The 24,976-nt window shown below is 62.6% G+C and carries 25 protein-coding genes; 8 read left to right on the forward strand and 17 right to left on the reverse strand.

What is annotated here, in order from left to right; all coding sequences use genetic code 11:
• Positions 1-14: 14 nt before the first annotated feature.
• Positions 15-1,193: a coiled-coil domain-containing protein gene (locus G489_RS0103595; RefSeq protein ID WP_035871429.1), complete on the reverse strand. Its 1,179-nt coding sequence runs from the start codon at positions 1,191-1,193 to the stop codon at positions 15-17.
• 238 nt (positions 1,194-1,431) lie between these two features.
• Between G489_RS0103595 and G489_RS0103600 the strand changes: the two genes are divergently transcribed.
• Complete coding sequence (locus tag G489_RS0103600; RefSeq protein ID WP_245578803.1) at positions 1,432-2,883, forward strand: TrkH family potassium uptake protein; 1,452 nt, start codon at positions 1,432-1,434, stop codon at positions 2,881-2,883.
• A gap of 66 nt (positions 2,884-2,949) precedes the next feature.
• Here the strand turns inward: G489_RS0103600 and G489_RS0103605 are convergent, their stop codons facing one another.
• The gene (locus G489_RS0103605; RefSeq protein ID WP_051332282.1) at positions 2,950-3,522 is read right to left on the reverse strand and encodes a DUF1134 domain-containing protein; all 573 of its coding nucleotides are present in this window, start codon (positions 3,520-3,522) and stop codon (positions 2,950-2,952) included.
• 157 nt (positions 3,523-3,679) lie between these two features.
• On the opposite strand from G489_RS0103605, the gene G489_RS18955 reads away from it, so the two are divergent.
• The 3 genes from G489_RS18955 (at position 3,680) to G489_RS0103620 (ending at position 5,514) form a co-directional block, all read left to right on the forward strand.
• The gene (locus G489_RS18955) at positions 3,680-4,195 is read left to right on the forward strand and encodes a YHS domain-containing (seleno)protein (RefSeq protein ID WP_051332283.1); all 516 of its coding nucleotides are present in this window, start codon (positions 3,680-3,682) and stop codon (positions 4,193-4,195) included.
• 158 nt (positions 4,196-4,353) lie between these two features.
• Positions 4,354-5,019, forward strand: coding sequence for a histidine phosphotransferase ChpT (chpT, locus tag G489_RS18960; RefSeq protein WP_035871433.1), 666 nt, complete (start codon positions 4,354-4,356; stop codon positions 5,017-5,019).
• 129 nt (positions 5,020-5,148) lie between these two features.
• Positions 5,149-5,514 carry a response regulator gene (locus tag G489_RS0103620; RefSeq protein WP_029040367.1) on the forward strand — a complete coding sequence of 122 codons (366 nt, stop codon included), beginning with the start codon at positions 5,149-5,151 and terminating at the stop codon, positions 5,512-5,514.
• 145 nt (positions 5,515-5,659) lie between these two features.
• Here the strand turns inward: G489_RS0103620 and G489_RS0103625 are convergent, their stop codons facing one another.
• Positions 5,660-5,842: a hypothetical protein gene (locus G489_RS0103625; RefSeq protein ID WP_035871435.1), complete on the reverse strand. Its 183-nt coding sequence runs from the start codon at positions 5,840-5,842 to the stop codon at positions 5,660-5,662.
• Between the two features lie 185 nt (positions 5,843-6,027).
• Positions 6,028-6,729, reverse strand: coding sequence for a response regulator transcription factor CtrA (gene ctrA / locus G489_RS0103630; RefSeq protein ID WP_029040369.1), 702 nt, complete (start codon positions 6,727-6,729; stop codon positions 6,028-6,030).
• A 411-nt stretch (positions 6,730-7,140) separates the two neighbouring features.
• Here ctrA and fliI point away from each other — a divergent pair, with 411 nt between their 5' ends.
• Positions 7,141-8,487 carry a flagellar protein export ATPase FliI gene (gene fliI / locus G489_RS18965; protein ID WP_035871437.1) on the forward strand — a complete coding sequence of 449 codons (1,347 nt, stop codon included), beginning with the start codon at positions 7,141-7,143 and terminating at the stop codon, positions 8,485-8,487.
• Between the two features lie 12 nt (positions 8,488-8,499).
• Complete coding sequence (gene fliJ / locus G489_RS0103640) at positions 8,500-8,910, forward strand: flagellar export protein FliJ (RefSeq protein ID WP_029040370.1); 411 nt, start codon at positions 8,500-8,502, stop codon at positions 8,908-8,910.
• An 89-nt stretch (positions 8,911-8,999) separates the two neighbouring features.
• On the opposite strand, the gene G489_RS18970 is transcribed toward fliJ, so the two are convergent.
• The 13 genes from G489_RS18970 to G489_RS0103705 all read right to left on the reverse strand — a co-directional run bounded on the left by G489_RS18970 (position 9,000) and on the right by G489_RS0103705 (position 22,820).
• Positions 9,000-9,653 (reverse strand): HXXEE domain-containing protein, encoded by a 654-nt coding sequence (locus G489_RS18970; RefSeq protein ID WP_051332284.1) that lies wholly within the window; start codon positions 9,651-9,653, stop codon positions 9,000-9,002.
• Positions 9,650-10,276: a TetR/AcrR family transcriptional regulator gene (locus G489_RS0103650; protein WP_029040371.1), complete on the reverse strand. Its 627-nt coding sequence runs from the start codon at positions 10,274-10,276 to the stop codon at positions 9,650-9,652. The genes G489_RS18970 and G489_RS0103650 overlap by 4 nt, the downstream gene beginning before the upstream one ends.
• Positions 10,277-10,803: 527 nt before the next feature.
• Positions 10,804-11,148 (reverse strand): hypothetical protein, encoded by a 345-nt coding sequence (locus G489_RS0103655; protein ID WP_035871438.1) that lies wholly within the window; start codon positions 11,146-11,148, stop codon positions 10,804-10,806.
• Positions 11,145-12,086: a hypothetical protein gene (locus G489_RS18975; protein ID WP_051332285.1), complete on the reverse strand. Its 942-nt coding sequence runs from the start codon at positions 12,084-12,086 to the stop codon at positions 11,145-11,147. The genes G489_RS0103655 and G489_RS18975 overlap by 4 nt, the downstream gene beginning before the upstream one ends.
• A gap of 205 nt (positions 12,087-12,291) precedes the next feature.
• Positions 12,292-14,421 (reverse strand): flagellar biosynthesis protein FlhA, encoded by a 2,130-nt coding sequence (flhA, locus tag G489_RS0103665; RefSeq protein ID WP_029040373.1) that lies wholly within the window; start codon positions 14,419-14,421, stop codon positions 12,292-12,294.
• Between the two features lie 38 nt (positions 14,422-14,459).
• Positions 14,460-15,830 (reverse strand): sigma-54-dependent transcriptional regulator FlbD, encoded by a 1,371-nt coding sequence (gene flbD, locus G489_RS0103670; protein ID WP_029040374.1) that lies wholly within the window; start codon positions 15,828-15,830, stop codon positions 14,460-14,462.
• A gap of 22 nt (positions 15,831-15,852) precedes the next feature.
• Positions 15,853-16,143 (reverse strand): flagellar motor switch protein FliN, encoded by a 291-nt coding sequence (fliN, locus tag G489_RS0103675; protein ID WP_155889321.1) that lies wholly within the window; start codon positions 16,141-16,143, stop codon positions 15,853-15,855.
• Between the two features lie 62 nt (positions 16,144-16,205).
• Positions 16,206-16,895, reverse strand: coding sequence for a FliH/SctL family protein (locus G489_RS21585; protein ID WP_029040376.1), 690 nt, complete (start codon positions 16,893-16,895; stop codon positions 16,206-16,208).
• Positions 16,896-17,960, reverse strand: a complete 1,065-nt coding sequence (fliG, locus tag G489_RS0103685) for a flagellar motor switch protein FliG (RefSeq protein WP_155889307.1) — start codon at positions 17,958-17,960, stop codon at positions 16,896-16,898.
• 17 nt (positions 17,961-17,977) lie between these two features.
• Positions 17,978-19,618, reverse strand: coding sequence for a flagellar basal-body MS-ring/collar protein FliF (gene fliF, locus G489_RS0103690; protein WP_035871439.1), 1,641 nt, complete (start codon positions 19,616-19,618; stop codon positions 17,978-17,980).
• Between the two features lie 222 nt (positions 19,619-19,840).
• Complete coding sequence (gene sciP / locus G489_RS0103695; RefSeq protein ID WP_029040379.1) at positions 19,841-20,119, reverse strand: CtrA inhibitor SciP; 279 nt, start codon at positions 20,117-20,119, stop codon at positions 19,841-19,843.
• Between the two features lie 175 nt (positions 20,120-20,294).
• Positions 20,295-20,960, reverse strand: a complete 666-nt coding sequence (locus G489_RS0103700; protein ID WP_029040380.1) for a flagellar hook assembly protein FlgD — start codon at positions 20,958-20,960, stop codon at positions 20,295-20,297.
• Positions 20,961-20,969: 9 nt separating this feature from the next.
• A complete protein-coding gene (locus G489_RS0103705; protein ID WP_035871441.1) occupies positions 20,970-22,820 on the reverse strand; it encodes a flagellar hook-length control protein FliK in 1,851 nt (616 codons plus the stop codon).
• 279 nt (positions 22,821-23,099) lie between these two features.
• On the opposite strand from G489_RS0103705, the gene mnmA reads away from it, so the two are divergent.
• Both mnmA and G489_RS0103715 read left to right on the forward strand, forming a co-directional pair.
• The gene (gene mnmA / locus G489_RS0103710; RefSeq protein ID WP_029040382.1) at positions 23,100-24,251 is read left to right on the forward strand and encodes a tRNA 2-thiouridine(34) synthase MnmA; all 1,152 of its coding nucleotides are present in this window, start codon (positions 23,100-23,102) and stop codon (positions 24,249-24,251) included.
• 163 nt (positions 24,252-24,414) lie between these two features.
• The gene (locus G489_RS0103715; RefSeq protein WP_029040383.1) at positions 24,415-24,942 is read left to right on the forward strand and encodes an RNA polymerase sigma factor; all 528 of its coding nucleotides are present in this window, start codon (positions 24,415-24,417) and stop codon (positions 24,940-24,942) included.
• Positions 24,943-24,976 lie beyond the last annotated feature (34 nt).

Below are 24,976 nucleotides of genomic sequence, written 5' to 3' on the forward strand. Positions count from 1 at the left end.
GGCAGGCCCCGGCCTCAGTTACTGGGGCGCAGGTCGCGCAGGGCTTCCATGCGGCTTGAGACATCGCCTTCACGCGGGCCCTTGCCGTGGCCCTCGGAGCTCAGCTCGGCGACTTCCACGCCGTCGCCTGCATACTTACGCACTTTGTCGAACAGGCTTTCGTCGCTCGAGGCCGCGGGATCGCCATCAACCGCATAGATCAGCTTGCTGACCTCGGCGGCGATGTCGTTGAGCCGCTCGCGCAAATGCGCTTCCTGGATCCGGTCGCTGGCCCATTCATTGAGAATGGTTGTCTCGACCGATCCGACCATGCCGCGCAGTTTTTCCAGTTCCTCTTCCAGGGAGAGCTTTTCCGCCAAAAGGAGCTGGCGCTCCGCATCCGCGGGGTCTTCGGTGCGGCTGGCATCTTCGAGCAACGCATTGAGCTGGCTCTCGGCATTAGCCATGCGGGTCTCGGCCTGGGTCAACTCGGACGTCGCCGCTTCGGTCTCGGCCTCGCGCTCGGCAATCGCGTCGCGCATCTGGCGCACCGCGTCCTGGGCGCTGGCGCTCTGACGATCGGCGGCCTCCACGCGCTGCATCAATACCTGGGCCTGCTCTTCCAGGAAGTCTGCGCGGCCCCGTTCGGCATCGAGCGCATGCAACAAGTCTTCGACGTCCTGGGCGTATTCGCCGCTCAACCCGGCATCGCGGAATTCAGGGCGCAGCACGTTGGTCTGGCGCGGCGCGCCGGCGCGGCTCGAATTGAGCTGGTTGATCTTTTCGGAAAGATCTCGCTCGCGCTGACGCAGGCGATGCGACAGGTCGGCGCTGTCGCGTTCAAGCTCGTTGACGCGTTTGCGCAGGGTCTCTTCGCGGTCTTCGAGTTCGCGGATGATCTGGAGCTGTTCGTCGCGGTCGGCCTTGATCGCGGTGACCTCGGCCTTTTTGCGGTTGATGCCTTCCAGCTGGTCGCCCAGCCGCTTGCGCAGCGCCTCGACATTCATCTCGAGCCGGCGGGTCGACATGGCAAATTCGGCGCGCAGCTGATCCTTGTCGGCGCGGAATTCCGCGAGGGTCATCGGGGTGGCGGCCTCGATGCGTTTCTTGGTCAGCCGGACGGCACGGCGCCAGATCGAGGGCATGATCATCAGCGCCAAAACCCCGGCGGCCAGAAAGCCGAGGGCGAAATACATCACGTTTTCAACCAGCATCACGCACTCCCACAGGCGGTCCCGGCGCAGCCAGTACGGCCATCGTTCCAGCCTGCCACGCCCGGCGAAAAGGCTCTACTCGACCTTTTTGTTAACCTTAAGACAAAAGCGGCGCGTGGTCATCCCACGCTGAGGTGATGGCTGGCATCCATTCTCGCCGCTGGACAGGGTCTGCGAGCAGGCATAGTCTCCGCGCAACCCGACCAGCCAGCGGAAATTCGCCGCGCGGACTACTCCCATGTTCAGACCGATCCTGCAAACCGCGGCTCATGCGTCAGGCTGGTTCTGCCTCGCGATGGCGGCCGCCATGGCCGTGCCGATGAGCGTCGATCTGATCGACGGCAATTCCGACTGGCTGGTGTTCCTCAACGCCGGACTGATTGTGGGTACGATTTCGGGGTTGACGGTTCTTGCGTCGCGGGGGCGGATCGCGCCGTTTTCGCTGCGGCTCGGTTTCGTGCTGGTCAACGCCCTGTGGCTGACAACCTCGCTGGTTGCCGCGCTGCCGATCTATCTGTCCTCTGCCGAAATCGGGCTCGTCGATGCGCTGTTCGAGGCGGTTTCGGGCATGACGACAACAGGGTCGACGGTGCTGACCGGTCTCGACCGCATGCCGCGCGGCCTGCTGCTGTGGCGTTCGATTACGCAGTGGATGGGCGGGATCGGGATCATCGCCATGGGGCTGTTGCTGATGCCCTTTTTGCGCGTCGGCGGCATGCAGGTATTCCAGATGGAATCATCGAACCGGATCGACAAGCCGATGCCGCATTTCAAAGCGTTGGCGCAGGCGCTTGTCGGCCTTTATGTGCTGTTCACGCTGGCCTGCGCGGTCGGCTATGCGATGGCGGGCATGGATGTGTTTGATGCCGTCAATCACGCCATGACCACGGTTTCGACCGGCGGGTTTTCCACTCACGACGCCTCGATGGGCGGGTTCGGTGCGCCGGTGTTGATCGTGGCGACCGTTTTCATGCTGGCGGGCGCGCTGCCGTTCGTTGCGCTGCTGCGGGCCGTGGTTTCGCGCGACATCAGGCGGGCGCTCGACCCGCAAATGCCAGTCCTGTTCGGGCTGCTGGTGTTGCTTTCTGCCGGCGCAGCGGCCATGGCCCTCACGGCCGAGCATGGCCAGCCCGGCGACATGATCCTGGCGGCGACCTTCAATATCGTATCGGTTGTCACAACCACCGGATTTGCCTCGACCGACTATACCCATTGGGGGACCGCGGCGATCGGCATTTTCATGCTGGCCACATTTCTTGGCGGGTGCGCCGGCTCGACGAGCGGCGGAATCAAGACCTACCGGCTGATCCTGATGTTCGAATCGGCGAGCGTTGCGCTCAAGGAGCTGGTCTATCCCAATGGCGTGTTCGTCATCCGCTTCGGGCGCTCGGTCGTGTCCGACAGCGCGCTGCGGTCGGTCACGGTTTTCATCGCGGCGTTTTTCGGGGTGCTGCTCGTCTTCACGGTGGCGTTGATGGCCACCGGGCTCGATCTGGTGACCGCGTTTACCGGCACGTTGACGGCGCTGACCAATGTGGGGCCCGGCATGGGGCATGTGATCGGACCGGCGGGGAATTTCTCGAGCCTGCCGGACGCAGCCAAGCTGATGCTGGCCGCGGTGATGCTGTTGGGCCGGCTCGAAATCCTGACGGTGATGGTGTTGTTCAGCCCGGTGTTCTGGCGCCACTGATGCGCAGCGCCAGCTGAGGCGGCCTCAGACTCTGGGCGGTGGAGGCCGGATCGAACCGGCTTCTGATCAGAAGGGGTTCCAGGTCGCCTGCTGGGTGAACTTCAAATAGCCGACATTGACCCCGAGGCGGGCGCCGATGCCCGAACGGATCGGTACGACGTACACGCCGTTGCGGCGCATGACCGTCATGCCGAGACCGCCAATGGCGTAGGCGGAGCCATCCACACCGGGATAGCGGGTGTACACGTCGGAAACATTCGAAAGATTATAGACCAGCATCATGACGCGCGAGCCGTCGGCGCCGACATCGAAGCCCAGCGTCGGGCCCTGCCAGAAGATCGAATGCTGGCCGGCATTCTTGGTATAGAGCGTGCCATCCCCATAGCGCACGCCGCCGAAGAAGGCACCGGACCCTTCCTGGCCCAGTATATACCCATTGGGCAGGCCGTAATTGGCGACAGCGCGCTCGACCAGCGAAGCCAGCCCCTGGGCCACCTGACCGAAGAAGCGATGGCCGGTATCGACCAGTTCGTCCGAGGAATAGGTTTCCGAGACCGGCCCGTTCTGTGCGTAGGCGGGGGCCGCGGTGCCGGCGAGGCCGGCAATGATCAGAAAGACAGCGATCAGGCGCGTGAACATGACGGATTCCTTGGCTCGACTTTTCGGGTCCGGGGAGTTGGCGCCCGGCCCTGTTTTCGCCCACCGGTCGGTGATTAACCAAGGTCATACCCTTGGCGGTTAATCTCGGGCGGGCCGGGAGTGTCCCTAACGCGAATTGAAGGCAATGATGCGGCAAATGGGTAAACAAAGATTAACCCTGATCGCGATCGGGATGCTGGTTCTGGCCGGTTTATGGAGTGGTGCGGCCCTTGCGCAGGAGAGTGCGCAGCCGGCGGCGGAAGCTCCGATTCCCCATGGTGCGCGATATGTGGTCAATCCGTTGACCGGCGTCGCGCTTGGCGGCATGGACCCGGTTTCCTATTTCACCGATCCGGAGCCGCAACAGGGGCTACGGGATTTCGAATATGTCTGGGCCGGTGTGCCCTGGTACTTCTCGAGCGGCGCAAACCGGGCTGTTTTCATGGGTGCGCCCGAGGTTTACGCCCCGCAATTCGGCGGGCACGGGCTGACGGCGCTGGCGCGCGGATTCCTGTCAGATGGCAATCCGCGCATCTATGTCATCCACGCGCAGCGGCTGTTCCTGTTCTATTCGCGCGGCAATCGCGAGGCGTTCGAGCTCTCGAGACGCCAGACGCTGGAAGACGCCCAGGCCAACTGGGACGACCTGCTGGCCAATCCCCCGGTCGAATAGCGGGATCGGGGCACATTTTTCACGCGGGTGCCGGTTTGAGCGCCCGCAGCAAGTGGTTAGTATAACCGCTATTGATTCTCAGGCCCGGCGGCGGCGGCCCACCGGGCCGGTTGCATTCTTGTTGCAGTGTTGGCGCCGCGCATCGAAAGGGTTGGCCGATGGTCGATATCGTTGAACTCAAGGCCTCCGATCTGGCGGCAATGCTCTGCTCGCGGGTCTGTCACGATCTGATATCCCCGGTCGGGGCGATCGGAAACGGCCTGGAAGTACTCAACGACCCCGAACAGGCCTCGATGGCCGAATTCGCCAACGAGCTGATCGTCAAGTCCGCGGCCCAGGCGCGGGCCAAGCTGGAATTTGCCCGGCTGGCCTTCGGGGCGTCTTCGATGGCCGGTACGGAGATCGACACGCGGGATGCGGAGAAGGTTTCGATCTCGTTCTTTGAGGGCGAGAAGGCCGATCTTGAATGGAATATCGCGCCCGCGCTGATCCCGAAGACCAAGGTCAAGATGCTGCTCAATATGCTTTTGATCGCGGCCGGTTGCGTGCCGCGCGGCGGCACGGTCGTTGTGGCCGCGGAAGGCGGGGTTGGCGAGGAACGGTTCTCGATCACCGGAACCGGGCCGAAGACGCTGGTGCCGCGCGGCGTGCCGGACCTGCTGGCCGGAACGCCGGAGGATGGCCGGGTCGATGCGCAGGTGATCCAGCCCTTCTATACCGGCCTGCTGGCTCGGGAATCGGGCATGGAACTCTCGCTGACGCTTGAAGACGACAAGGTGAGCTTCACCGCGGTCCCCAAGGTCAAGATCGAAGCAGCGGGTTGAAAGCCCCGCTGGCCGGCGGTCGGTTTGGTTTAACCCCGTCTTATCGAGTTTGAGCGACACTGGGGCGCCGCAGGAATTGCGGCGCACCGTTCCGGTATTGCCGGTTCCGTTCCTGCCAGGAGACTTCAGATGAAAACCTGCCTTGTCGTCGATGACAGCTCAGTGATCCGCAAGGTCGCGCGCCGCATCATTGAGGACCTCGATTTTTCGGTCGACGAGGCGGAAGACGGGCAGGAAGCTTTCGAGAAGTGCCGGCGGGAAATGCCCGATGCGATCCTGCTCGACTGGAACATGCCGATCATGTCCGGGCTCGAATTCCTCAAGAGCCTGCGCAGCTATATCGGCGGGGACAAGCCCAAGATCGTGTTCTGCACGACCGAGAATGATGTCGGGCAGATCGCCATGGCGCTCAAGGCCGGGGCGAACGAATACATCATGAAGCCCTTCGACCGCGAAATCCTCGAGAACAAGTTCCTCGAACTCGGCATCGAGTAGGGCGCCGGGACCATTCAGGTCAAATTGCAGATCCGGCGGGTAGCCTGAAACCTTCGGCGCACCGCCCCGCACCGCATGCCCTGTAAGCGGCGGAGGCGGATCTGCCGGTGGCGCTCAACGCAAAAACGCGTTCAACGCTAATCGCTTAGCGGCGGCCGTAGACTTCGTCGAAGATGTGGTCGACCAGCCCGCCACGCACCAGGCCCTGCTTTTGCAGTTCGGCATCGCTGAGCTCGGAAAAGCGGCGATACATGCCGGAGGCCTGCTTGGCGCGGCCGATATCGGCGAGAATGTCTGCAACGACAGAGAACATGTTGTGATTGGGCATGGCGGCCATCCTTGTTTGAATGCGCCGCGATCATCGCGCCATGCGCTCAAGTGAGATAGGGGGCAATCCGCCAACCAGCCATGCGGTCCAAGCATGGCACGCGCCGGCTCTGTCCGCCACATCAAAGGAAAACGCCCCGCATCGGGGATGCAGGGCGTTCAATCCGGTAGGAATGACCTGTGTGGTCAGGCGCTTTCGGAAAGCTCGGTCTCATCGGGCTCGCGCAGCACATAGCCGCGGCCCCAGACCGTCTCGATATAGTTCTTGCCGCCAGTGGCCACGGACAGTTTCTTGCGCAGCTTGCAGATGAAGACGTCGATGATCTTCAGCTCCGGCTCGTCCATGCCGCCATAAAGATGGTTGAGGAACATTTCCTTGGTCAGGGTCGTGCCCTTGCGCAGGGAAAGCAGCTCGAGCATCTGATATTCCTTGCCGGTCAGATGCACACGCTGGCCACCGACTTCGACGGTCTTGGTGTCGAGATTGACGGTGAGATCGCCGGTGGTGATGACCGACTGGGCGTGGCCCTTGGAGCGGCGCACAATCGCATGAATGCGGGCGACCAGCTCATCCTTGTGGAAGGGCTTTGTCATGTAGTCGTCGGCGCCGAAGCCGAGACCGCGAACCTTGTCCTCGATCCCTGCCAGACCGGACAGGATCAGGATCGGTGTCTGAACCTTCGCCACGCGAAGGGTGCGCAATACCTCATAGCCGCTCATATCCGGCAGATTGAGGTCGAGCAGAATAATGTCGTAATCGTAGAGCTTGCCAAGATCCACGCCTTCCTCACCCAGATCGGTGGTGTAGACGTTGAAGCTCTCGGATTTGAGCATCAATTCAATGCTCTGTGCGGTCGCACTGTCGTCCTCGATCAGGAGTACCCGCATTTCAATCCCCTTGTCGCTCGTTCCTACCTGGAACCTCGAGGGCGCGGCATTTTCTGTGCCTGCGGCCCATCATTGACCCTTACTGGGTATGATTCGAAACTAGCCTCAACTAGTTAACAAAGTTTAATTCGCATCTGCAATATGCGGCACATCTGTGCCAGAAAATGCCATAAGTGACTGAAAATAAAGGATTTATTGGATATTAATTTCTTAATTTTTTGGTTTAAGAAGACGTTTCAACCGACTCTGCTGACTCAGTGAATTGAGGGTCTGGAGGGCCGGGCGGGAAACGTCAAAAAAGCGCAAAAAAATCGCGAAAAACCGCGAAAAACCACGGCCCGACCCCTGATCGTTAACGCTTTGCGGTAAAGGAATGGTTACCCTTAACCGAATCATTGCGAAGGCCGCAACGTGAAGTCCCTCATCGCGGACATCGATAATATCGAACCGGCCGAGATTTACGGCCGTGTGAAGACCGTCCAGGGGCTCCTGGTGGAGATCGTCGGGCCGACCCAGGAATTGCGGGTTGGCGGGCGTGTCGTCATCGAGACCCAGGCTGGCGGGCGGCTGATGTGCGAGATTGTCGGCTTCGAGAACGACCGTGCCCTGTGCCTGCCCTTCGGGCCGCTCGAAGGCGTGCGGCTCGGCTGCAAGGCGATCTTTCTGTCGCATGACGGCGCGGTACAGCCGAGCAATGAATGGCTCGGCCGGGTGATCGACGCGAATGGCGATCCCATCGATGGCAAGGGGCGGGTGCCGCTGGGCAATATCGCCTATCCGCTACGCGCCGGGCCACCGCCGGCGCATGAGCGGGCGCGGGTCGGTCCGCCCATCGATCTCGGGGTCAGGGTGCTCAACACCTTCACCACCTGTTGCGACGGACAGCGCATGGGCATCTTTGCCGGCTCGGGGGTCGGCAAATCGGTGCTGATGTCGATGCTGGCGCGCAATACCGATGTCGATGTGGCGGTGATCGGGCTGATCGGCGAACGTGGGCGTGAAGTCCAGGAGTTCATCGAGGACAATCTTGGGGAGGCGGGGCTGCACCAGTCGGTAATCGTCGTCGCGACCTCGGACGAGCCGGCGCTGATGCGGCGTCAGGCGGCCTATATGACGCTGACCCTTGCCGAATATTTCCGCGACCAGGGCAAGCGCGTCCTGTGCATGATGGACAGCCTGACCCGTTTTGCCATGGCGCAGCGCGAGATCGGGCTGGCGACCGGGGAGCCGCCGACCGCCAAGGGCTATCCGCCAACGGTGTTTTCCGAGCTGCCAAGGCTGCTTGAACGGGCCGGGCCCGGGCTTAAAAACTCGGGCTCCGTTACCGGCTTGTTTACCGTTTTGGTTGAAGGTGATGATCACAATGAGCCGATTGCGGACGCTGTCCGAGGCATTCTCGATGGGCACATTGTAATGGAGCGTGCGATCGCGGAAAGGGGACGTTACCCCGCGATCAATGTCCTGAGGTCCATCTCCCGGACCATGCCGGGTTGCGTGCCGGTCGACATGCAGCCGGTATTGAGCGTGGCGAGGGAGTACATGTCGGTGTTCGCCGACATGGAGGAGCTGATCCGGCTGGGTGCCTATCGCGCCGGATCGGACCCGAAGGTGGACAGGGCCATCTCCATTCAGCCGGCGCTGGAGGCGTTTATGAGCCAGGGCCGCGAGGAGAGGACGTCGATTGCCGAGGGCTATCAGATGCTCGCCGGCGTGATTGCCGGCCTCGAGGGTAACGAGGCAGACGACTTGGTGGAGTAAGGAGTACAAGTCATGAAGTCGCGCAGCGAGAGCCTTATACGGCTCAAGAAATTCCAGGTGGACGAGAAGCGGCGTCAGGTCGCCCAGATTGAATCAATGGTCGCCGATTTCGAGCGCATGGCCGCCGAACTCGACCATCAGATCGAGGTCGAACACCAGAAAACCGGCATCACCGATGCCAATCACTTTGCCTATTCGACCTTTGCCAAGGCGGCGCTGGTGCGCCGGGACAATCTTCTGGCATCGGCCAACGATATGCGGGAAAAGCTCGAACCGGCACAGGACGAGCTGGCCGAAGCAGTCGAAGAGCTCAAAAAGGTCGAATTGCTCGATGCGCGTGAACATGCGCGTGAGGATGCCGAGCAACAGCGGATCGAGCAGGCCGAAATGGACGAGATCGGCCGCCTGCGGCACACGCGCTGAACGGATTACTCCTTACATCCGAAATCCTGCATCCGAATATCAAGGCCGGCGTTTCGCCGGCCTTTTTTCTTTGGCGGTGGCCCGTGGGCTCAAAGCGAACGCAGGACGCCAAGATCGAGGGTCAGGCCCGCGCTTGCCAGAAGCGCGACGGCCCAGAGGCCGATGAAGATGGCGACGGTCCTGCGGCCGAGGCCAAGGCGCAGGAGGACCAGAGGTCCCATGATCCAATAGAGCTGGCCAGTCACCAGCCCCGGGAAATAACCCAGCTTGAGCACGCTCCACATCAAATGTGCGATGGCGTTGCCCAGTGCACCATAGACGACAAAGAACAAGGCCGGGGCCAACAAGCCGGGCTGACGGGCATACCAAACCAGCAAGGGGCTTATCAGAAAGGCGAAATAGCTCACCATATTGATCAGCACGAAAACCGGATCGGTGATGACACCGCCGCCATAAAGCAGGCCGAACTGGCTCTGAAAGCCAGTGATGAATTCCTCGGCGAAATGCAGAAACTGAATAGCGAGGGAGGCGAGATAGACCGGCAGCACCCGCTCCGCCGGCGGTAGTTCGAAACCGGTGCGGTGCATATGGATCATCAGCCCGGCGGCGAAGGCGAGGCCGGGCAGAAAGGTGACCCAGAGGGCGTAACCGGGGCTGGCGAAGAAAAAGATGGTGGCCGCCACGGTGCTGATGACAAGCCCGATCGCGAGATCGCGGCGGGTGATGGTGAGAGGGGTACTCATAGGACTTTGCTTTCACGGGTGAGCATGGATACGAAAAAATCGAGATGCTGGCCTGTCAGGGCATCGGCACGGAGGTGATCCTTGCCGCTGGCCTCGGGCGAGCCGAAGGTGGATTTGAGATTGGAGAGCGGAGCGAGATAGAGCCATGCGAGGTACTCGGCCTCTGCGGGCAGGCTGATCTCGCCAGCATCGGCATAGGCGATGAGCAATTCTGCCAGCGCCTCGACCGCGCCGCGCACCCAGTGCGCAGGGCCTTCGCCGGTCGTCTCGCGCAGGACCGAGGGTTCACGGAGCGAGATGAGATAGAGCTGGAGGTGCCGCGGGTCGCGCCAGGCCTGGGAGAGCTCGCTCGAAAAGCGCGTCATCGCCGCGGTGAAGTCCAATCGCGAGGTCGCCGAAAGGATATGCGCCACAATGCGGGAGACGACGCCGGGTCCGGTGTCGGTGAGGATGGCGCTAAACAGGTCGTTCTTCGAGATGAAGTGGTTGTAAAGCGAACTCTCCCGGATCCCGGCATTGCGGGCGATGGCCCGGATCGAGGCACCGGCAAAGCCCTTTTCGGCGAATAGCGGCAAGGCCGCCTCGATGATGCGCTGACGGGTATTCTGCTGTGTGTCGTTCATGACGTCGTCCCAAAAGAACCGAATGTGATTGCCGCCCCGGCGGGCGGGCCGGCGATACCAAGGGCCCTGCGACACCAGAGGCCTTGCGACACCAGAGGCCTTGCGACACCAGAAGCCTTGCGATGCCACTGGCCTGCAAGGCCGCCCAGGCGATGGCACAGCCTGCGATCCCGCTGGCCTGCAAGGCCGCCAAGAGTTGGCGCAGCCGGCGATCCCGCCATGTCAGGGGCCGGCCTTGCCGGTACCTCCGCAACCCGAAGCTATGCCCTTCCAGCGCCACCCCAGCGCCAGAGGATGGCCCGGATCTGGACATAACGAACGAACGTTCGTTAGTCAACTGTCTAGAGTTGGTTTGTTTATGGGCGGGAGGAGGCGCGGGAGGAGGCGCGGCGAGACGAGTGCACACGGGCCTGCAGTGGGCGTGTCCGCATGCCGGGGCACGCCGGGTCCACGGGGCACAAAAAAAGGCCGGCTTGCGCCGGCCATTGGAGGGGTCTCGGATTACCCAGTGGAAATCATTGTTCAACTCACGGGCGCGGGGCCACGACTTCGGGCAGGTCTGGCGCTTCTGCCGTGTCGGTTGTCATGCTCGCCTTCTTCTTGACGCGCTCGGGATCGGGGATCGGCATCGATACCGGGAAGGCCATGGCCCGGGCCAGATCGATCGCCATCTCGGTCAGCTCGTCGACAGAGAAATCCTCGTTCCCGGCCACGATCTCCGTCGTGCCGTCGGGCACGGGGGCACAGATATCGAGGCTGTGCTCCATTGCCCTTGCGAATTTCGCATAGGTTTCGGGGGTGGGGCGCGGCGTCGTTTCTTGCTGCGTCCCGGTTCCCGAGCCTTTTTTCTGGTGCGGTTTCGACGCCATCATGCTTGCTGGATCGGCCAGCGGCTTTCGGCCGGCAAGTCGACCATTCGGCCGATCTGTTCACGGTCGAGGGTGAAGTCGCAAAGCAGTTTCCGCTCGCGGGTCTTGTGCAGGTTGAGCTTCTTGGCCACGCCGGCAAAGCCGAGCTTGGCCAGGGCGCCGACGCCGTTGATTTCGGTCGAACCCGGGGTCCAGCCGAAACGGCGGCGCAGATAGCCATTGGTGAAATGCACGCCATAGGAGCGCAGGGCTTCGGGGGTGAAATACTCGGTGGTGATGGAGACGTTCAGCCCGTCGAGATTGTCGACCCGGTGGGGGGCGTTGAGCTCCCAGGAAACGGCCATGCCCGGATCGAGATCATGGGCGATGGCGTCCTTGTCCCATTCGGGATTGTAGGCCAGCTTCTCCTCGGTCTCGCGCAGGATGATGGCCTCGCGGGATTCGTCGGGCAGATGCTGCTTGTTCTTGGCGTCGTAGATCCAGACGCGCTTCTTGCCGCGCAGGTGCCACAGGCAGATCATCGGAATGTCGGCGTGATAGAGCACGCGAGCCCCCGGTGATGAGATCAGCAGCGAGGATGACCGGCGCGAGGTCTTGAGCCCGGGTGTCGTGGCCTCGAGTTCCTCGAAAGCATCGTTGACCAGCTTGTCATATTGCCGGGCAACGACGTCGAAGCGGCGCAAATTCATCCAGAACTTGCCGTTCTTGATCGCCTCGAGGATTTCCTTGCCCGACAGATCGGACGGATCGCCATGCCGCCACACCTGGCGGGCGCCATCCACGATCATGGTGTCGAACATGAAATATTCGCGCGGATAGCGGTCGATCAGATCCGCCAGGGCATCGTCGGTGAACAGCCCGCTATCGAGCATGTTGTGCTTGACCGACACAAGGTCGCGGCCAAAGGTGCCGCCACCTACCACTTCAGTGAGATTTCCCATCTTCGCCTCGTAACGCCTGTCCCAATTGGCTGGCCCGGTTTTCCGGTGCCGTATTCAGGCTGAAAATACAGGAGGCGTTGCGCTCTGGCGGTTAACAGCGGCGCGAGGAGAAGGGCTTTCGCGGATCAAGGTAAAGAAGCGGCGGGCAAACTCGGTAAAGTTTTATGTAATCGCCGGCCGCGCGGGCCCGTCGGCGGCACCCCGATCAGATGCTGCCGACAGTCTTGAGTTTGGCGCGGGGGTGGACCTCGTTCTGGCTCATGACCACGGTCTGGGGCCGGAAGCGTTCGACGATCGAGCGGATGTGGTGCCGAAGGCTGGGCGATGTAATGAGAACGGGGATCTCGCCGAGCTGGGCCGCATTCTCATAGGCGCCCTGCACCTGGTGGATGAAATCATGGAGCTTGGAGGGCGCCATGGCCAGATGCCGGTCGGCGCCTTCGCCCACCATGGCGGAGGCGAATTCATGCTCCCAGTTGGGCGAAAGGGTCAGGATCGGCAAAGTGCCGTCCGGGCCGGAGTTCGAAGCGCAGATCTGGCGGGCAAGGCGGACACGCACATGCTCGGCGATGCCCTGGGTGTCGCGGGCCCCGGCGACTTCGGCGATGCCTTCGAGAATGGTGGACAGGTCGCGGATCGAGACCCGTTCGGAGAGCAGCATCTGCAGGATGCGCTGAATCCCGGAAATCGAGATCTGATTGGGAACGAGGTCCTCGACGAGCTTTTGCTGGTCCTTGGGCAGTTCCTTGAGCAACTCCTGCACCTGGGCATAACTCAACAGGTCGGCGACGTTGGACTTGATGACCTCGGTCAGATGGGTCGAGATCACGGAGGCCGGGTCGACAATGGTGAAGCCCTGCATTTCGGCTTCGTCGCGCAGGGCCGCGTCGACCCAGGTGGCGGGCAGGCCGAAAGTGGGCTCGATGGTATGAGTGCCAGGCAGCTTGATCTCGCCGCCCATGGGATCCATCACCATGAACTGGTTGGGGTGGACCTGGCCGGCACCGGCCTCCACCTCCTTGATGCGGACCTTATAGACGTTGGGCTCAAGCTGCATATTGTCAAGGATGCGCACCGACGGCATGATGAAGCCCATCTCGGTCGCGAGCTGGCGCCGCAAGGCCTTGATCTGTTCGGAGAGCCGGTCGGTACCCGCCTCGTCTTCCTTGACCAGCGAGAGAATGCCGTAGCCGAGCTCGAGCTTGAGATCGTCCATGCGCAGGCTTTCGGTGATCGGGGCCTCTTCCTGCTTGGCCTCGGTGGCGGCCTGCTGCGCCACGCTTTCGGCGATCTCCTTTTGCGCGGCCTCGGCCTTGGCGCGGCGCGCGCGGAAGGCGAGATAGCCGGTGATCCCGGACAGTGCGAGGAACGGAATGACCGGCATGCCGGGCAGGATCGCCATCAGGGCCATCACGACCGACGACATGCCGAGCGCCCGGGGATAACCGGTGAACTGTGCCGCCAGCGCCTTGTCGGCGGCGCCGGTCACACCGGCCTTCGAGACCAGCAGGCCGGCAGCGGTTGAAACGATCAGGGCAGGGATCTGGCTGACAAGCCCGTCGCCGACGGTCAGCAGGGTGTAGTTGTTGCCGGCTTCGGCGATCGAGAGGCCCTGCTGGCCCATGCCGATGATGATGCCGCCAACGATATTGATGAAAGTGATCAACAGCCCGGCGATGGCGTCGCCGCGCACGAATTTCGATGCACCATCCATCGAGCCGAAGAAGGAGCTTTCGTCCTCAAGGGTCTTGCGGCGGTCGCGGGCGGTGGTCTCGTCGATCAGGCCGGCGCTCAGATCGGCGTCGATCGCCATCTGCTTGCCGGGCATGGCATCGAGGTTGAAGCGGGCGGCGACTTCCGCGATGCGGCCCGAACCCTTGGTGATCACGACGAAATTGACGATGATCAGGATCGCGAAGACGATGATCCCGATCACGAAATTCCCGTTCATCACGAAGTTGCCGAAGGCCTGGATCACCGAGCCGGCGGCGTCGGTTCCCTGGTGGCCATTGGCGAGGATCAGACGGGTCGAGGCGAGATTGAGCGCCAGCCGCATCATGGCGGCGATCAGCAGAACCGTTGGAAAGGCCGAGAATTCGAGCGGGGTCTGGATGAACAACGCGGTCATCAGGATGAGGACCGAGAACACGATCGAAATCGCCAGCAACATGTCGAGCATGATGGGCGGCATCGGCAGGATGAGCACGACCAGAATGGCCAGCACCGCCACCGCGAGCGCGATGTCGGACTGACGCAGAAGGTTCGCGATGTCCTTGAAGGACGGAACGAACGAGGCGCCGCCGGGGCGGGGCGCCTGGTTGGCCGTGTCAGACATAAAGGGTTTCCTGTCGCGCCATCATGGGGCTGTTCATCCTAGGCGGCGCTTGAGCGCTGTTCGCCGGGGCCGGGAACGCTGACCCCTTCATCGGTGTATTGGTTGAGCTTGTTGCGCAGGGTGCGGATCGAAATGCCGAGAATATTCGCGGCATGGGTGCGGTTGCCCAGGCAATGATCGAGCGTATCCAGGATCAGGTCGCGTTCGACATCGGCCACGGTGCGCCCGACAAAGCTGCGTGAAATGGTTTCAGCCGCGGCCACGGCCTGGGCCGCGACGGCATCGCCACTTTCCGGCCCTCCAAGGCTCCCGCCATCGGGGGTGAGAATCGCCTCGGGGGTAATCTCGTCTTCGGTGGCCAGCAGCACGGCGCGATGCAGGGTGTTTTCAAGTTCGCGGACATTACCCGGCCAGCGGGCCGCGGTCAGCCGGGTGCGCGCTTCTTCGGAAAGCGGGCGCGCCGGCACACCATTGGCTTCGGCATATTTTTTGATGAAGTGATCCGCCAGCATGATCACATCGCCTGGCCGGTCGCGCAGCGCCGGCATCTTCAGATTGACGACGTTGAGCCGGAACAGAAGGTCTTCGCGGAAACTGCCTTCGCGCACGGCTTCTGCGAGGTCGCGGTTCGAGGTGGCGATGATGCGGATATCGACGGATACCGGCTTGGTGCCCCCGACCCGGTCGATCACCCGTTCCTGGATGGCGCGCAGCAGCTTGGCCTGCAGGCGGGCATCCATTTCCGAGATTTCATCGAGCAGCAGGGTGCCGCCATGGGCTTCCTCGAACTTGCCGACGCGGCGGCTGACAGCGCCGGTAAAGGCGCCCTTTTCATGCCCGAAGAGTTCAGATTCGAGCAGGTTGTCGGGGATGGCGGCGCAATTGATCGAGATGAAGGGCTGGGCGGCGCGCTTGGAGCGGGCGTGCAGGTATTTGGCCATCACCTCCTTGCCGGTGCCGCTTTCCCCGGTGATCAGCACGCTGGCATCGGATGGGGCGACCTGGTCGGCCAGCTTGACGATGCGCGCCATCGAGGGATCACGGTATAGAAAATCGCTCGACTCGCGGGCCACGGCGGCGATGACGGCGGCGATCAGCTCCGCATCGGGGGGCAGGGGGATGTAGTCCTTGGCCCCGGCGCGGATGGCGTTGACGGCGGCGGCCGCATTGCTTTCGGTGCCGCAGGCCACCAATGGTACATGGATCCGCTCGGCCTCGAGCGAGGCGATCAGTGCAGGGATGTCGATCATGACATCGGCGAGCAGCAGATCGGCGCCGCGCCCGGCCCGCAGGCTCGCAAGCGCCACCTCGATGGTATCGGCGTGGGCTACCTTGGCGCCACCATCCATGGCGAGTTTGGTCGCCTGGCTTAGTTGGCCTTCCAGTGCGCCGATGATCAGAAGCCGCATCGGTTGTCTCCCTCGTGCCGGCTCAGCCGGCCTTGATGATTTCAGTCATGGTGATGCCGAGCTTGTTCTCGACGAGCACGATTTCGCCACGCGCCACCAGACGGTCGTTGACATAGATGTCGATGGCCTCACCGACCTGGCGGTCGAGTTCGAGGACGCTGCCGACATCGAGTTTCAAAAGATTGGCGACCGGAATGCGGGTCCGGCCAAGAACGGCGGAAATGCGCACCGGGACATCAAAGACCGCCTCGAGATCGGCGGCGGTCTTGTCGCCGGGCATCACATCGACATCGTCATTGGCATCGGGGGACATTTCCTCAAGGCCCACGCCCTGGTTGGGATCCTCGCCCGGTCCGCCGGGTTCGTTTTCGTCGCTCATTGCTCAGTTTCCCCGGCCGGCGCGGTGGCGCCGGCTGTTTCGGTGTCGGGGCCGGTTTCGCCCGCCGGGCGATCGGCCATGATGAAGCGGTGAAGCTTCTTGTTGATCTCGGCTGAGATCGCCTCGCTGTCCCGGGCGATCCCGCCTTCATTCCATTCAATGCGTCCGTCACCCAGAAGGATGTCGGGATCGCCCATGATCACCAGCCGGCCGGCATAGCCGCGTTCGCTGGCATGCTGTTCCGCCATCTGCTTCACGGCATCAGCGATGTCCGGATGGCAGCGGATTACCACATGCGGCGCGCGCTCGAGCGAGGCCAGGCAATCGCGCCACAATGCTTCGAGTTCGGCAACCGGTTCGCGCACCACCAGATGGGCGGCGAGCCGGCGGGCAACGGAGGCGGCCAGTTCCACCGCCTCGTCCCGATGATTGCGTTCGCGCTGGGCCATGGCCTCGACAAGGTTGATCCCGTTTGTCGCCAGCTTGTTGGCCGCCTGCGCCAGGGCCTCGGCGGCCTTGACGGTGGCGCTCTTTTCGCCGGCTGCGTGGCCTTCGGCATAAGCCTGCTGGCGCGTCTGCTCGATGAGGGCGTCGAAATCCTCCTCGGCCAGCGTGCGCGTGCGCTTGCGGACCCGTGCAAGGTCGCGGTCGAACTGGAATTTCTCGGGCTGCGCAGCGCTCGACATTTAGGCCACCATCTCCTCGTCCCCGCGGTTTTTGGAAATGACGATCTCGCCGCGTGCAGAGAGGTCCTTGGCGATGTTGACGAGCTTGGATTGCGCTTCGTCGACATCCTTGAGCCGAACCGGGCCCATGGCTTCCATGTCTTCCTTGAGGTTTTTGGCGGCGCGGGCCGACATGTTGCGGAAGAAGTAGTCCTTGGTGGCGTCGTTGGCGCCCTTGAGCGCGAGCGAGAGTTCGCCCTTTTCGACCGATTGCAGCAGGGTCTGGATCCCCGCGCTTTCGAGATTGGTCAGATCGTCGAAGGTAAACATCAGCGCCTTGATGCGGTCGGCGGATTCTCGGTTCAGTTCCTCGAGAGAGGTGAGGAAGCGCGCCTCGGTCTGGCGGTCGAAGGCGTTGAAGATGTCGGCCATCTGCTCGTGGCTGTCGCGGCGCCGGGTGTGCGAAAGCGTCGACATGAACTCTGTACGCAGGGTGTTCTCGATCTTGTCGAGGATTTCCTTTTGCACCGGTTCGAGCGCCAGCATGCGCGCGACCACATCCATGGCCAGTTCCTCGGGCAGAGAGCCGAGAACCCGGCTGGCGTGATCCGTCGTCAGCTTGGAGAGAACCACCGCGACTGTCTGCGGATATTCGTTCTTGAGGAAACTGGCGAGCACGTCTTCCTGAACGTTGGAGAGCTTCTCCCAGATATTGCGGCCGGCGGGTCCGCGGATTTCTTCCATGATGGAATCGACGCGTTCCGGCGAAAGGAAAGACAACAGCAGGCGTTCGGTGGAATCCGCGTTGCCTGACAGTGAACCGTTCGAGGTCAGCGAGGTGACGAAATTCACGAACAGGTCGTCCAGCATCTGTTGGGTGATCGGGCCGAGATTGACCATGGCGCGCGACAGCTGACGGATCTCGATCTCGTCGAGTTCCTCGAAAATTGGCCGCCCGAAATCGGGGCCAAGCGCCAACAGAACGACAGCAGCTTTCTCGTCGCCGTTCAGTTCGCGGTGGGCCGCGTTCTTCTCAACGATCAGCTTGCCATTATTGGCGTTCATTGTTGCCGGAGCTTGCGACATAGACGTTCTGCGGACCCTTATGCTGCCTGGTTCAGCCAATCACGGATGATGAGGGAGGCCTGTTTGGGATTTTCTTCCACCAGGCTGCCGACGCGCTGGATGGTCTTGAACTGGGCCTCGCCGAGCTTCGATGCCTTGTCCATCCACTCATTGTTTGCCTGCGCCTGCGCCTCGGCCTTGGGATCGACCTGGGGGAGTTCCATGTCGTCGCCCATTTGTTCTCCGCCCTCTGCATACATCATGGCTTGCTGACCGCCGGGCAGGGCAACAGGTTCGGGTTCGGGTTCAAGCACCCGCCGCACCAGCGGGCGCATGATGAAGAAGACGAGCGCCAGGGCGATCAACAGGGTTACCGCCATCTCCGCGCCAGACATGATGTCGTCGCGGGTGAAGTCGAACAGGCTGGCCTCTGACGGGGGCAGCTGCAGGTCGGGACGTTCGGCGAACTGGAGATTGACGACCTCGACCTGATCACCGCGGCCTTCTTCAAAACCGATGGCCGAGCGCACCAGGGATTCGATCTGGGCCAGTTCCTCGGCGGAGCGCGGGGTGTAGGTCGCGGAGCCCCCTGCGTCCGAGACATAGGTGCCATCGACCACTACTGCGACCGAGAGGCGTTTGATGGCGCCGGCCTCGGTCACCACGGTCTGAGTGGTCTTGGAGATGTCGTAGTTGATGGTCTCCTCGGTGATCGAGGATTGCTGGGTGTTGGCCCCGGCCGCGTTGTTGCCGCCCTCGGAGCCGGGCAGTTCATTGGCGACCGAGACCGCACCATCGGTGCCGCCACCTGAAGCCGCATCGCTCGATTCCCGGGTCTGGGCTGAGCGCACGACCTGACCATCGGGATCGTAGCTCTCGGTGGTCTGGGTCATGCGATTCATGTCGAGTTCGGCGGAAACCTGAACCCGGGCACGGCCCGGCCCGACGACGTTCGAGAGCATGTCCTCCAGTCGCTGCCGGGTCCGGTTCTCGAAGGCAAGCGTGCGTTCTTCGTAAAGGCTGGCGACGGCGGCGCCTTCTTCGCCTGTGGTGCCGGTGGCCAGGAGCTGGCCGGAGGCATCGACGATCGAGACCTGGTTCGGGGTCAGGCCTTCAATAGCAGAGGCGACAAGGTGCTGCACGGAGCGGATCTCACCCGCGGAAAGGGCGCCGCGAACCTCCAGAACAATCGAAGCGGACGGGGCCTTGGCTTCACGCCGGAACAGTTCCCGTTCGGGAATGACCAGATGCACTCGGGCAGAGCGCACGCGGGTCAACGAAGCGATGGTGCGGGCCAATTCGCCTTCAAGGGCGCGCAGTTTGTTGACGTTTTGCACGAAGCTCGTGGCGCCAAGCGTGTTCTGCTGGTCGAAGATTTCGTAACCGACCTGGCCGCGGCTCGGCAGGCCGGATTCGGCGAGGCTCATGCGCACGGTCGTGATCTGGTCGCGCGGCACGAGAATGGAATCACCTTCGCCGCGCAATTCGTAAGGAATATTGAGGCGCTTGAGTTCGCCGACGATGGCGGCGGAGTCGTCGAAATCGAGACCGGTATAGACTGGCGCCATCTGCGGAGCGGTGAAGCGCAGGATCAGAAAGGCGAAGAAGCCCAGCAGCATCACCGTCACCACGCCCATGGCGGCGACGCGGGCGATGCCCAGGCGATTGAGGAATTCCATAAAGCCGTTCACTACCTACAAGACCCTCATGTCCACGGGCGAAGCACCCGTCACTCCCAACCTCGTAGGCAAAAATTACCTAGCGGGTGGTAAACAAGGTCTTAACTATCTGTAGCAATTTGCGAACGGGGGGCAGAAACTGCCTTGAGGCGGGGCTTTGCGGGCACGAAAAAAGCCCGCCTGGAAGGGCGGGCTGATCTCAAATGACCTCGGGTGGGGCCGTCAGTTTTCCCGATAGTGCTGGATCCATGTGGTGCGAAGCCCGGCAAGCCCATGCTTGTCGATCGCAGCCTGCCAGTTCAGAAACTCGTCAACGCTCAACGTGTAACGCTCGCAGGCCTCTTCAAGGCTCAACAAACCTCCACGGACAGCAGCGACGACTTCAGCCTTGCGGCGGATTACCCAGCGCTTCGTGTTTTTCGGCGGAAGGTCGGCAATCGTTAACGGACTGCCGTCCGGGCCAATGACATACTTCACGCGCGGACGCATCGATACGGTCATTTTACTCTCATACTCAACCTGACCATAACCTTCCCTCACACTAGCCCTTCTGACTTAAGAAAGAGCTAAGCGAGCGGTTAGATTCAGTTAAGAGTTTGAGAGCGAAGCTTTTTTCGACGCGGGTAGGGAAATGGCGTGGTCCGGCGGCCTCACGCGGGGCCGCCGCAAAGCCCGATCAGTTGGCCGAGACGGAATTCACACTCGACATCTTCACGCGTGCGCCGCCCACGATCAGGATCGGTTCGTAGGAGCCGAAGTCCACGCCATCGACGACGCCGGTGGTCTGGGTCGAGACGGGCACATACTGGCCTTCCTCATTTCGGGCATCGATGGTGATGGAGTAGGTGCCGTCGCCGGCCGAGGTGCCGTCATTGGTGACGCCATCCCAGACATAGGTGTTCTCGCCGGCCCCCAGGGAGGTCTGCTCGGAGAAGACCGTGCGCCCGGACTGGTCGCGGATCGAGATATAGGCCTTTGGCGCGTCGGCCTGCAGCGAGTAGCTCCATTCCGCCTGCCCGCCGCTCAGTTCGGAATTGGCGCCCGAGGCGGTGACGGTCTTGCCGATGAAGCTGGTCGCCTGGGTCTGGCCCACGCTCTGATTGGCCAGGATCAGGGCCTCCAGATACTCATTGGTCTTGAGCTGCTGTTCGACCGAGGTGAACTGAACCAGCTGCTGAGTGAACTGGTTGGTGTCGAGCGGCTCCAGCGGGTTCTGGTTCTTGAGCTGGGTCGTCAGGATCGACAGGAAAGTGTCGAAATTTTCCGCGATCGAGGCCTTGGATTTGTTCAGGCCCGCCGAGGTGGTGGTGGCGCCTGATGCGGAGAGGGCGTCGAGGGGCATAATGGCCTCCTAAACCGAGATGTCGAGTCCGCCTGGCCGGACGGTGCCGCGATAGATCGCGGTCGCGGCTGCAGGCGCGTTGGGTTCGCGTTCGTCAGAGGATCCGCCAAAGACCGGATCCGAGCGGCCCTGATCCGAACCATTGCCGGCACCGTTTCCGGCGCCGTCCTGATCCTGTCTCAGGGAGAATTCAAGGGATGCCTGCTTGCCATTCAGTCCGGCATCGGCGAGGGCCCGTTCGAGTGCGCGCTGGTCGCGCATCAGCAGGTCGAGGGTTTCGCGTTTGTCGACGGTGAGGCGGGCCGTGACCTTGTCCCCGTCCATATCGAGCCGCACATCGATGCGGCCCATTTCCGGCGGGTCGAGCCGGATCTGGAACCGGTTCATGCCGTTGGTGACCTGGCGGGCGATCTCGACTGCGATCGAGGGCACGGAGAACTGCGACAAGGCCTGATGGACCGGGGTGCCGGCCCCGGCGCGGGCGGCAAGGGCGCCTTCGAACTTGAGGCCCATCTGGCTCGCGTCCGGTACCGCACCGCTGCCGGGCTGGGCCATGGCATCGGACATGGCGCCATTATTGGCCTGCGCCGAGCCATCGGGACCGGGGGCAGACGGGGCGGTCCCCGGGGGCGGCCCACCCTGTGCCTTGCCGTCCGCCACGCCCGGGCGGGCATGGTCGGAGCGTTGCGCGGGATCGGGCCTGGCGCCGATCTCGGGGCGGTTCGCCTCACCTTCGGGGTTTGGTTTTGCCTTTGTGTCGGGTGAGGTCAGCCCGGCAGGCAGATTGGCATTCAGATCCGGCTTACCGATCTGGCTCGCGTTCGGGTCGGCGGCCTTTGTCAATTCCGTGCGCGCATCGGCGCTCTGGCCAACGCCTTCACCACGCAAGGCCTGACGGAAGGTCTTGAGCTGTTCCATGAGATTGTCGAGGTCGCCGCCAAGGTCGCCATCGGCATTGGTGCCGGCGCTGCGGGCCAGTTCGGCGAGTTTCTTGGCGGCCAGTTCCAGCTTGTCGCCGAGCTGCTCAAGCGGGCGCGCATCGCCGTCGATTTCTCCCGTCGCGCTGGTGCGGCCAAATCCCTTGAGTGCTTCGGCAGCGTCGGCGAGTTCGCGCATAGCCATGAGCTGGGCCTTGGGAAGGCGTGTGGCATCGGTGGCAGCGCCATCGCCATCTGCGTTGGCACCCAGACCGGGCAGGCCGGCTTCACCCATGGCGCGTTCGATAGCCTTGCCGGCGACATTCACAAGTCCGTTGAAGCCGTTAATGGCTTTCAGCGTGCCGGCGAGGCCGGGCTGGGTCCTGACGGCAGCCAGGGCCTTGTCGAGCCGGGATACCAGGGTCAGCGCCGTATCGAGATCAAAGGCAGGCGTTTGTCCGCCTTCGCCATCAGCGCCGGGTTCGGCATTCTCCTCACCGGAAGCCTGCTTGATATAGGCGAGCAGATCGCTGATCGCGTCCGTCAGCTCGGTGAGAATGGCTGCCGGGCCTGTTTCGCCGTCATCCCCGGACGTTTCCTGGGTGCCTTCGGCCTGTTGCCGGGCGATCAGTTCGGCGATCTGTTCAGGCGTCAGCAGGTTGAGGTCTTCGAGCGGGATGGCCTCGCCATTGATGGCGATTCCGCTCAACAGCCCGTTGCGCTGCTGGGCGCCGGCCGATCTGCCGCCGATGCCGAGATTGAAGTGACCTTCGCTGGTCCGGGAGGGGTTGCCCTCGGGCCTGCCCATCAACCCTTCAAGGACCGCGGCAAAACCGGCCATCGCGTTCTTGTTGCCCAAGCCCTTGCCGCCAAGCGCATCACCGGCAGATTTGCCGACGGCTTGGAGCTGGGGGCTCTGTAATAGGGCGCTGAAGTCGATCACTGTTGCCGGTTCCGTCTCGCCATTGGTTTGGGCGCAATAACTCACTGAGATCAAAGCAAGCAGCTTGCCAGTTCTGGGGAAGGGGAAATAATTTCGCTATTACAGAAGCTTACGGCGTCATGTGACGGGGCGTCTGTCGCTGCGACCCGCGCCGGGACGGCAAAATGTGCCGGGCAAGCGGCAGATGCTACCGGGGCGAGGGGCCTGCATGATTGATGGCCGGGCCGGTTTGAGCTAGACAGGCGCATCCATTGGCCCTTGAACCCAATCGGAACGGAAATGCGCAACTCACTTGAAATCGCCAAGCCGCCCGCAGAAACGCGCGTCGTGGTCGCCATGTCCGGTGGCGTCGACAGCTCGGTCGTGGCCGGCATGCTGGCTGCCGAAGGCTATGAGGTCATCGGGGTCACGCTTCAGCTCTATGATCATGGTGCCGCGACCCATCGCAAGGGCTCGTGCTGCGCCGGTCAGGACATTCACGATGCGCGCCGGGTGGCCGAGGCCCTCGGCTTCCCGCATTACGTGCTCGACTATGAAAGCCGCTTCAAGGATTCGGTTATCGAAGACTTCGCCGACAGCTATCTGCGCGGCGAGACGCCCATTCCCTGCGTCACCTGCAACCAGACGGTGAAGTTCGAAGACCTTTTGACGGTTGCCAGGGGTCTCGGCGCGGACTGCCTGGCGACGGGTCACTATATCCGCTCCGTGGAGGAGGATGGCCGCCGCGTTCTGAGGCGCCCGGTCGATGATACCCGCGACCAGAGCTATTTCCTGTTTGCCACCACCCAGGAACAGCTTGATTTCCTGCGTTTTCCGCTCGGCAGCATGACCAAGGACGAAACCCGCAAGCGGGCGATGGATATGGGGCTTGTGGTTGCGGCCAAGCCGGACAGCCAGGACATCTGCTTTGTGCCCGAAGGGCGCTATACCGATGTCATCGAAAAGCTGCGTCCCGAGGCGATGGAGCCCGGCGATATCGTCCATCTCGACGGGCGGGTGCTCGGGCGGCACAAGGGCATCATCAATTTCACCATCGGCCAGCGACGGGGGATCGGCATTGCCGCGGGGGAACCGCTTTATGTCGTCAAGCTCGATGCGGCCAAGGGTCATGTGATCGTCGGCCCGCGCGAGGCGCTCGAGACCCGCACGGTGCGGCTTCGGGACATCAACTGGCTGGGTGCCGAACCGCTCGAAACAGCGGCTGCGGGCAATGGCCTCGATGTCATGGTCAAGCTGCGCTCGACGCGGCCGCCACAGCCTGCGCGGATCTATTTGACCGAGGACGGGCATGTGGACGTCGTGCTGATGGATGGCGATTATGGTGTTTCGCCGGGACAGGCCTGCGTATTCTATGCCGAGGACGAGCCGGGCGCCGAAGTGCTGGGCGGTGGCTGGATCGCCGAAGCGCGGCCCCGCGCCGAAGCCGCCTGAACGCTGTCAAAAAACTTTCCAAGGATTGCGCGTGATGCGTCGTCTCATCGCTGAACCAGGAATGTGGCGATGAGGATGAACGGTGCACACAGCCGCCTCCACCATGGCAGGGCCGCGCTTGCGGCCCGCCCCGATCCCTATTGTCCGGCCCCCGGCCCGCATCATGGATGAGCCGGCCGGCGACGAAGGGCTTGTGGCGCGGGCGCAAGCGGGCGACCGGGCGGCTTTTGCCGCGCTCATCAACCGGCATTACGAATTCATCTATCGGGTTGGCTACAAATGGCTCGGCAACCAGGCCGATGCCGAGGATGTGGCGCAGAATGTCTGCATCAAGCTGGCCACGGCCATCATGGGATTTGACGGGCGCTCGAAGCTGACGAGCTGGCTCTACCGGTTGACCATCAATGCCGCCCATGACTATCGCCGCGTGCAGAAACGGCAGAGCAAGAAGGCCGAGGCGCTCGCCAGCGAGACGAGCGATGCCATTGACCCCGATCAGTCAACGCACCTCGAGAACGAGGATCTCTGGCGTGCCGTCAGGGCGCTGCCGGACAAGCAGCGCGACGCGGTGCTGCTGGTTTACGCAGAAGAGCTCAACCATGCCGAAGCGGCAGTGGTGATGGGCTGCAAGGAAGCAACGGTCTCCTGGTACATCCACGAGGCCAAGAAGGCTCTGAAAGGAGCCGTGTGAGGCGATCATGAGCGAGAAAGACGAGCTGACATCG

It is taken from the genome of Cucumibacter marinus DSM 18995 (assembly GCF_000429865.1).
In the GTDB taxonomy this organism is placed as follows: Bacteria; Pseudomonadota; Alphaproteobacteria; order Rhizobiales; family Devosiaceae; genus Cucumibacter; species Cucumibacter marinus.

What these genes read in the sequence shown, in the direction of transcription:
- G489_RS0103595 (WP_035871429.1), bottom strand. Translation starts at nt 1,193, where the DNA reads ATGCTGGTTGAAAACGTGATGTATTTCGCCCTCGGCTTTCTGGCCGCC.
- G489_RS0103600 (WP_245578803.1), top strand. Translation starts at nt 1,432, where the DNA reads ATGTTCAGACCGATCCTGCAAACCGCGGCTCATGCGTCAGGCTGGTTC.
- G489_RS0103605 (WP_051332282.1), bottom strand. Translation starts at nt 3,522, where the DNA reads ATGTTCACGCGCCTGATCGCTGTCTTTCTGATCATTGCCGGCCTCGCC.
- G489_RS18955 (WP_051332283.1), top strand. Translation starts at nt 3,680, where the DNA reads ATGGGTAAACAAAGATTAACCCTGATCGCGATCGGGATGCTGGTTCTG.
- chpT (WP_035871433.1), top strand. Translation starts at nt 4,354, where the DNA reads ATGGTCGATATCGTTGAACTCAAGGCCTCCGATCTGGCGGCAATGCTC.
- G489_RS0103620 (WP_029040367.1), top strand. Translation starts at nt 5,149, where the DNA reads ATGAAAACCTGCCTTGTCGTCGATGACAGCTCAGTGATCCGCAAGGTC.
- G489_RS0103625 (WP_035871435.1), bottom strand. Translation starts at nt 5,842, where the DNA reads ATGCCCAATCACAACATGTTCTCTGTCGTTGCAGACATTCTCGCCGAT.
- ctrA (WP_029040369.1), bottom strand. Translation starts at nt 6,729, where the DNA reads ATGCGGGTACTCCTGATCGAGGACGACAGTGCGACCGCACAGAGCATT.
- fliJ (WP_029040370.1), top strand. Translation starts at nt 8,500, where the DNA reads ATGAAGTCGCGCAGCGAGAGCCTTATACGGCTCAAGAAATTCCAGGTG.
- G489_RS18970 (WP_051332284.1), bottom strand. Translation starts at nt 9,653, where the DNA reads ATGAGTACCCCTCTCACCATCACCCGCCGCGATCTCGCGATCGGGCTT.
- G489_RS0103650 (WP_029040371.1), bottom strand. Translation starts at nt 10,276, where the DNA reads ATGAACGACACACAGCAGAATACCCGTCAGCGCATCATCGAGGCGGCC.
- G489_RS0103655 (WP_035871438.1), bottom strand. Translation starts at nt 11,148, where the DNA reads ATGATGGCGTCGAAACCGCACCAGAAAAAAGGCTCGGGAACCGGGACG.
- G489_RS18975 (WP_051332285.1), bottom strand. Translation starts at nt 12,086, where the DNA reads ATGGGAAATCTCACTGAAGTGGTAGGTGGCGGCACCTTTGGCCGCGAC.
- flhA (WP_029040373.1), bottom strand. Translation starts at nt 14,421, where the DNA reads ATGTCTGACACGGCCAACCAGGCGCCCCGCCCCGGCGGCGCCTCGTTC.
- flbD (WP_029040374.1), bottom strand. Translation starts at nt 15,830, where the DNA reads ATGCGGCTTCTGATCATCGGCGCACTGGAAGGCCAACTAAGCCAGGCG.
- fliN (WP_155889321.1), bottom strand. Translation starts at nt 16,143, where the DNA reads ATGTCCCCCGATGCCAATGACGATGTCGATGTGATGCCCGGCGACAAG.
- G489_RS21585 (WP_029040376.1), bottom strand. Translation starts at nt 16,895, where the DNA reads ATGTCGAGCGCTGCGCAGCCCGAGAAATTCCAGTTCGACCGCGACCTT.
- fliG (WP_155889307.1), bottom strand. Translation starts at nt 17,960, where the DNA reads ATGTCGCAAGCTCCGGCAACAATGAACGCCAATAATGGCAAGCTGATC.
- fliF (WP_035871439.1), bottom strand. Translation starts at nt 19,618, where the DNA reads ATGGAATTCCTCAATCGCCTGGGCATCGCCCGCGTCGCCGCCATGGGC.
- sciP (WP_029040379.1), bottom strand. Translation starts at nt 20,119, where the DNA reads ATGACCGTATCGATGCGTCCGCGCGTGAAGTATGTCATTGGCCCGGAC.
- G489_RS0103700 (WP_029040380.1), bottom strand. Translation starts at nt 20,960, where the DNA reads ATGCCCCTCGACGCCCTCTCCGCATCAGGCGCCACCACCACCTCGGCG.
- mnmA (WP_029040382.1), top strand. Translation starts at nt 23,100, where the DNA reads ATGCGCAACTCACTTGAAATCGCCAAGCCGCCCGCAGAAACGCGCGTC.
- G489_RS0103715 (WP_029040383.1), top strand. Translation starts at nt 24,415, where the DNA reads ATGGATGAGCCGGCCGGCGACGAAGGGCTTGTGGCGCGGGCGCAAGCG.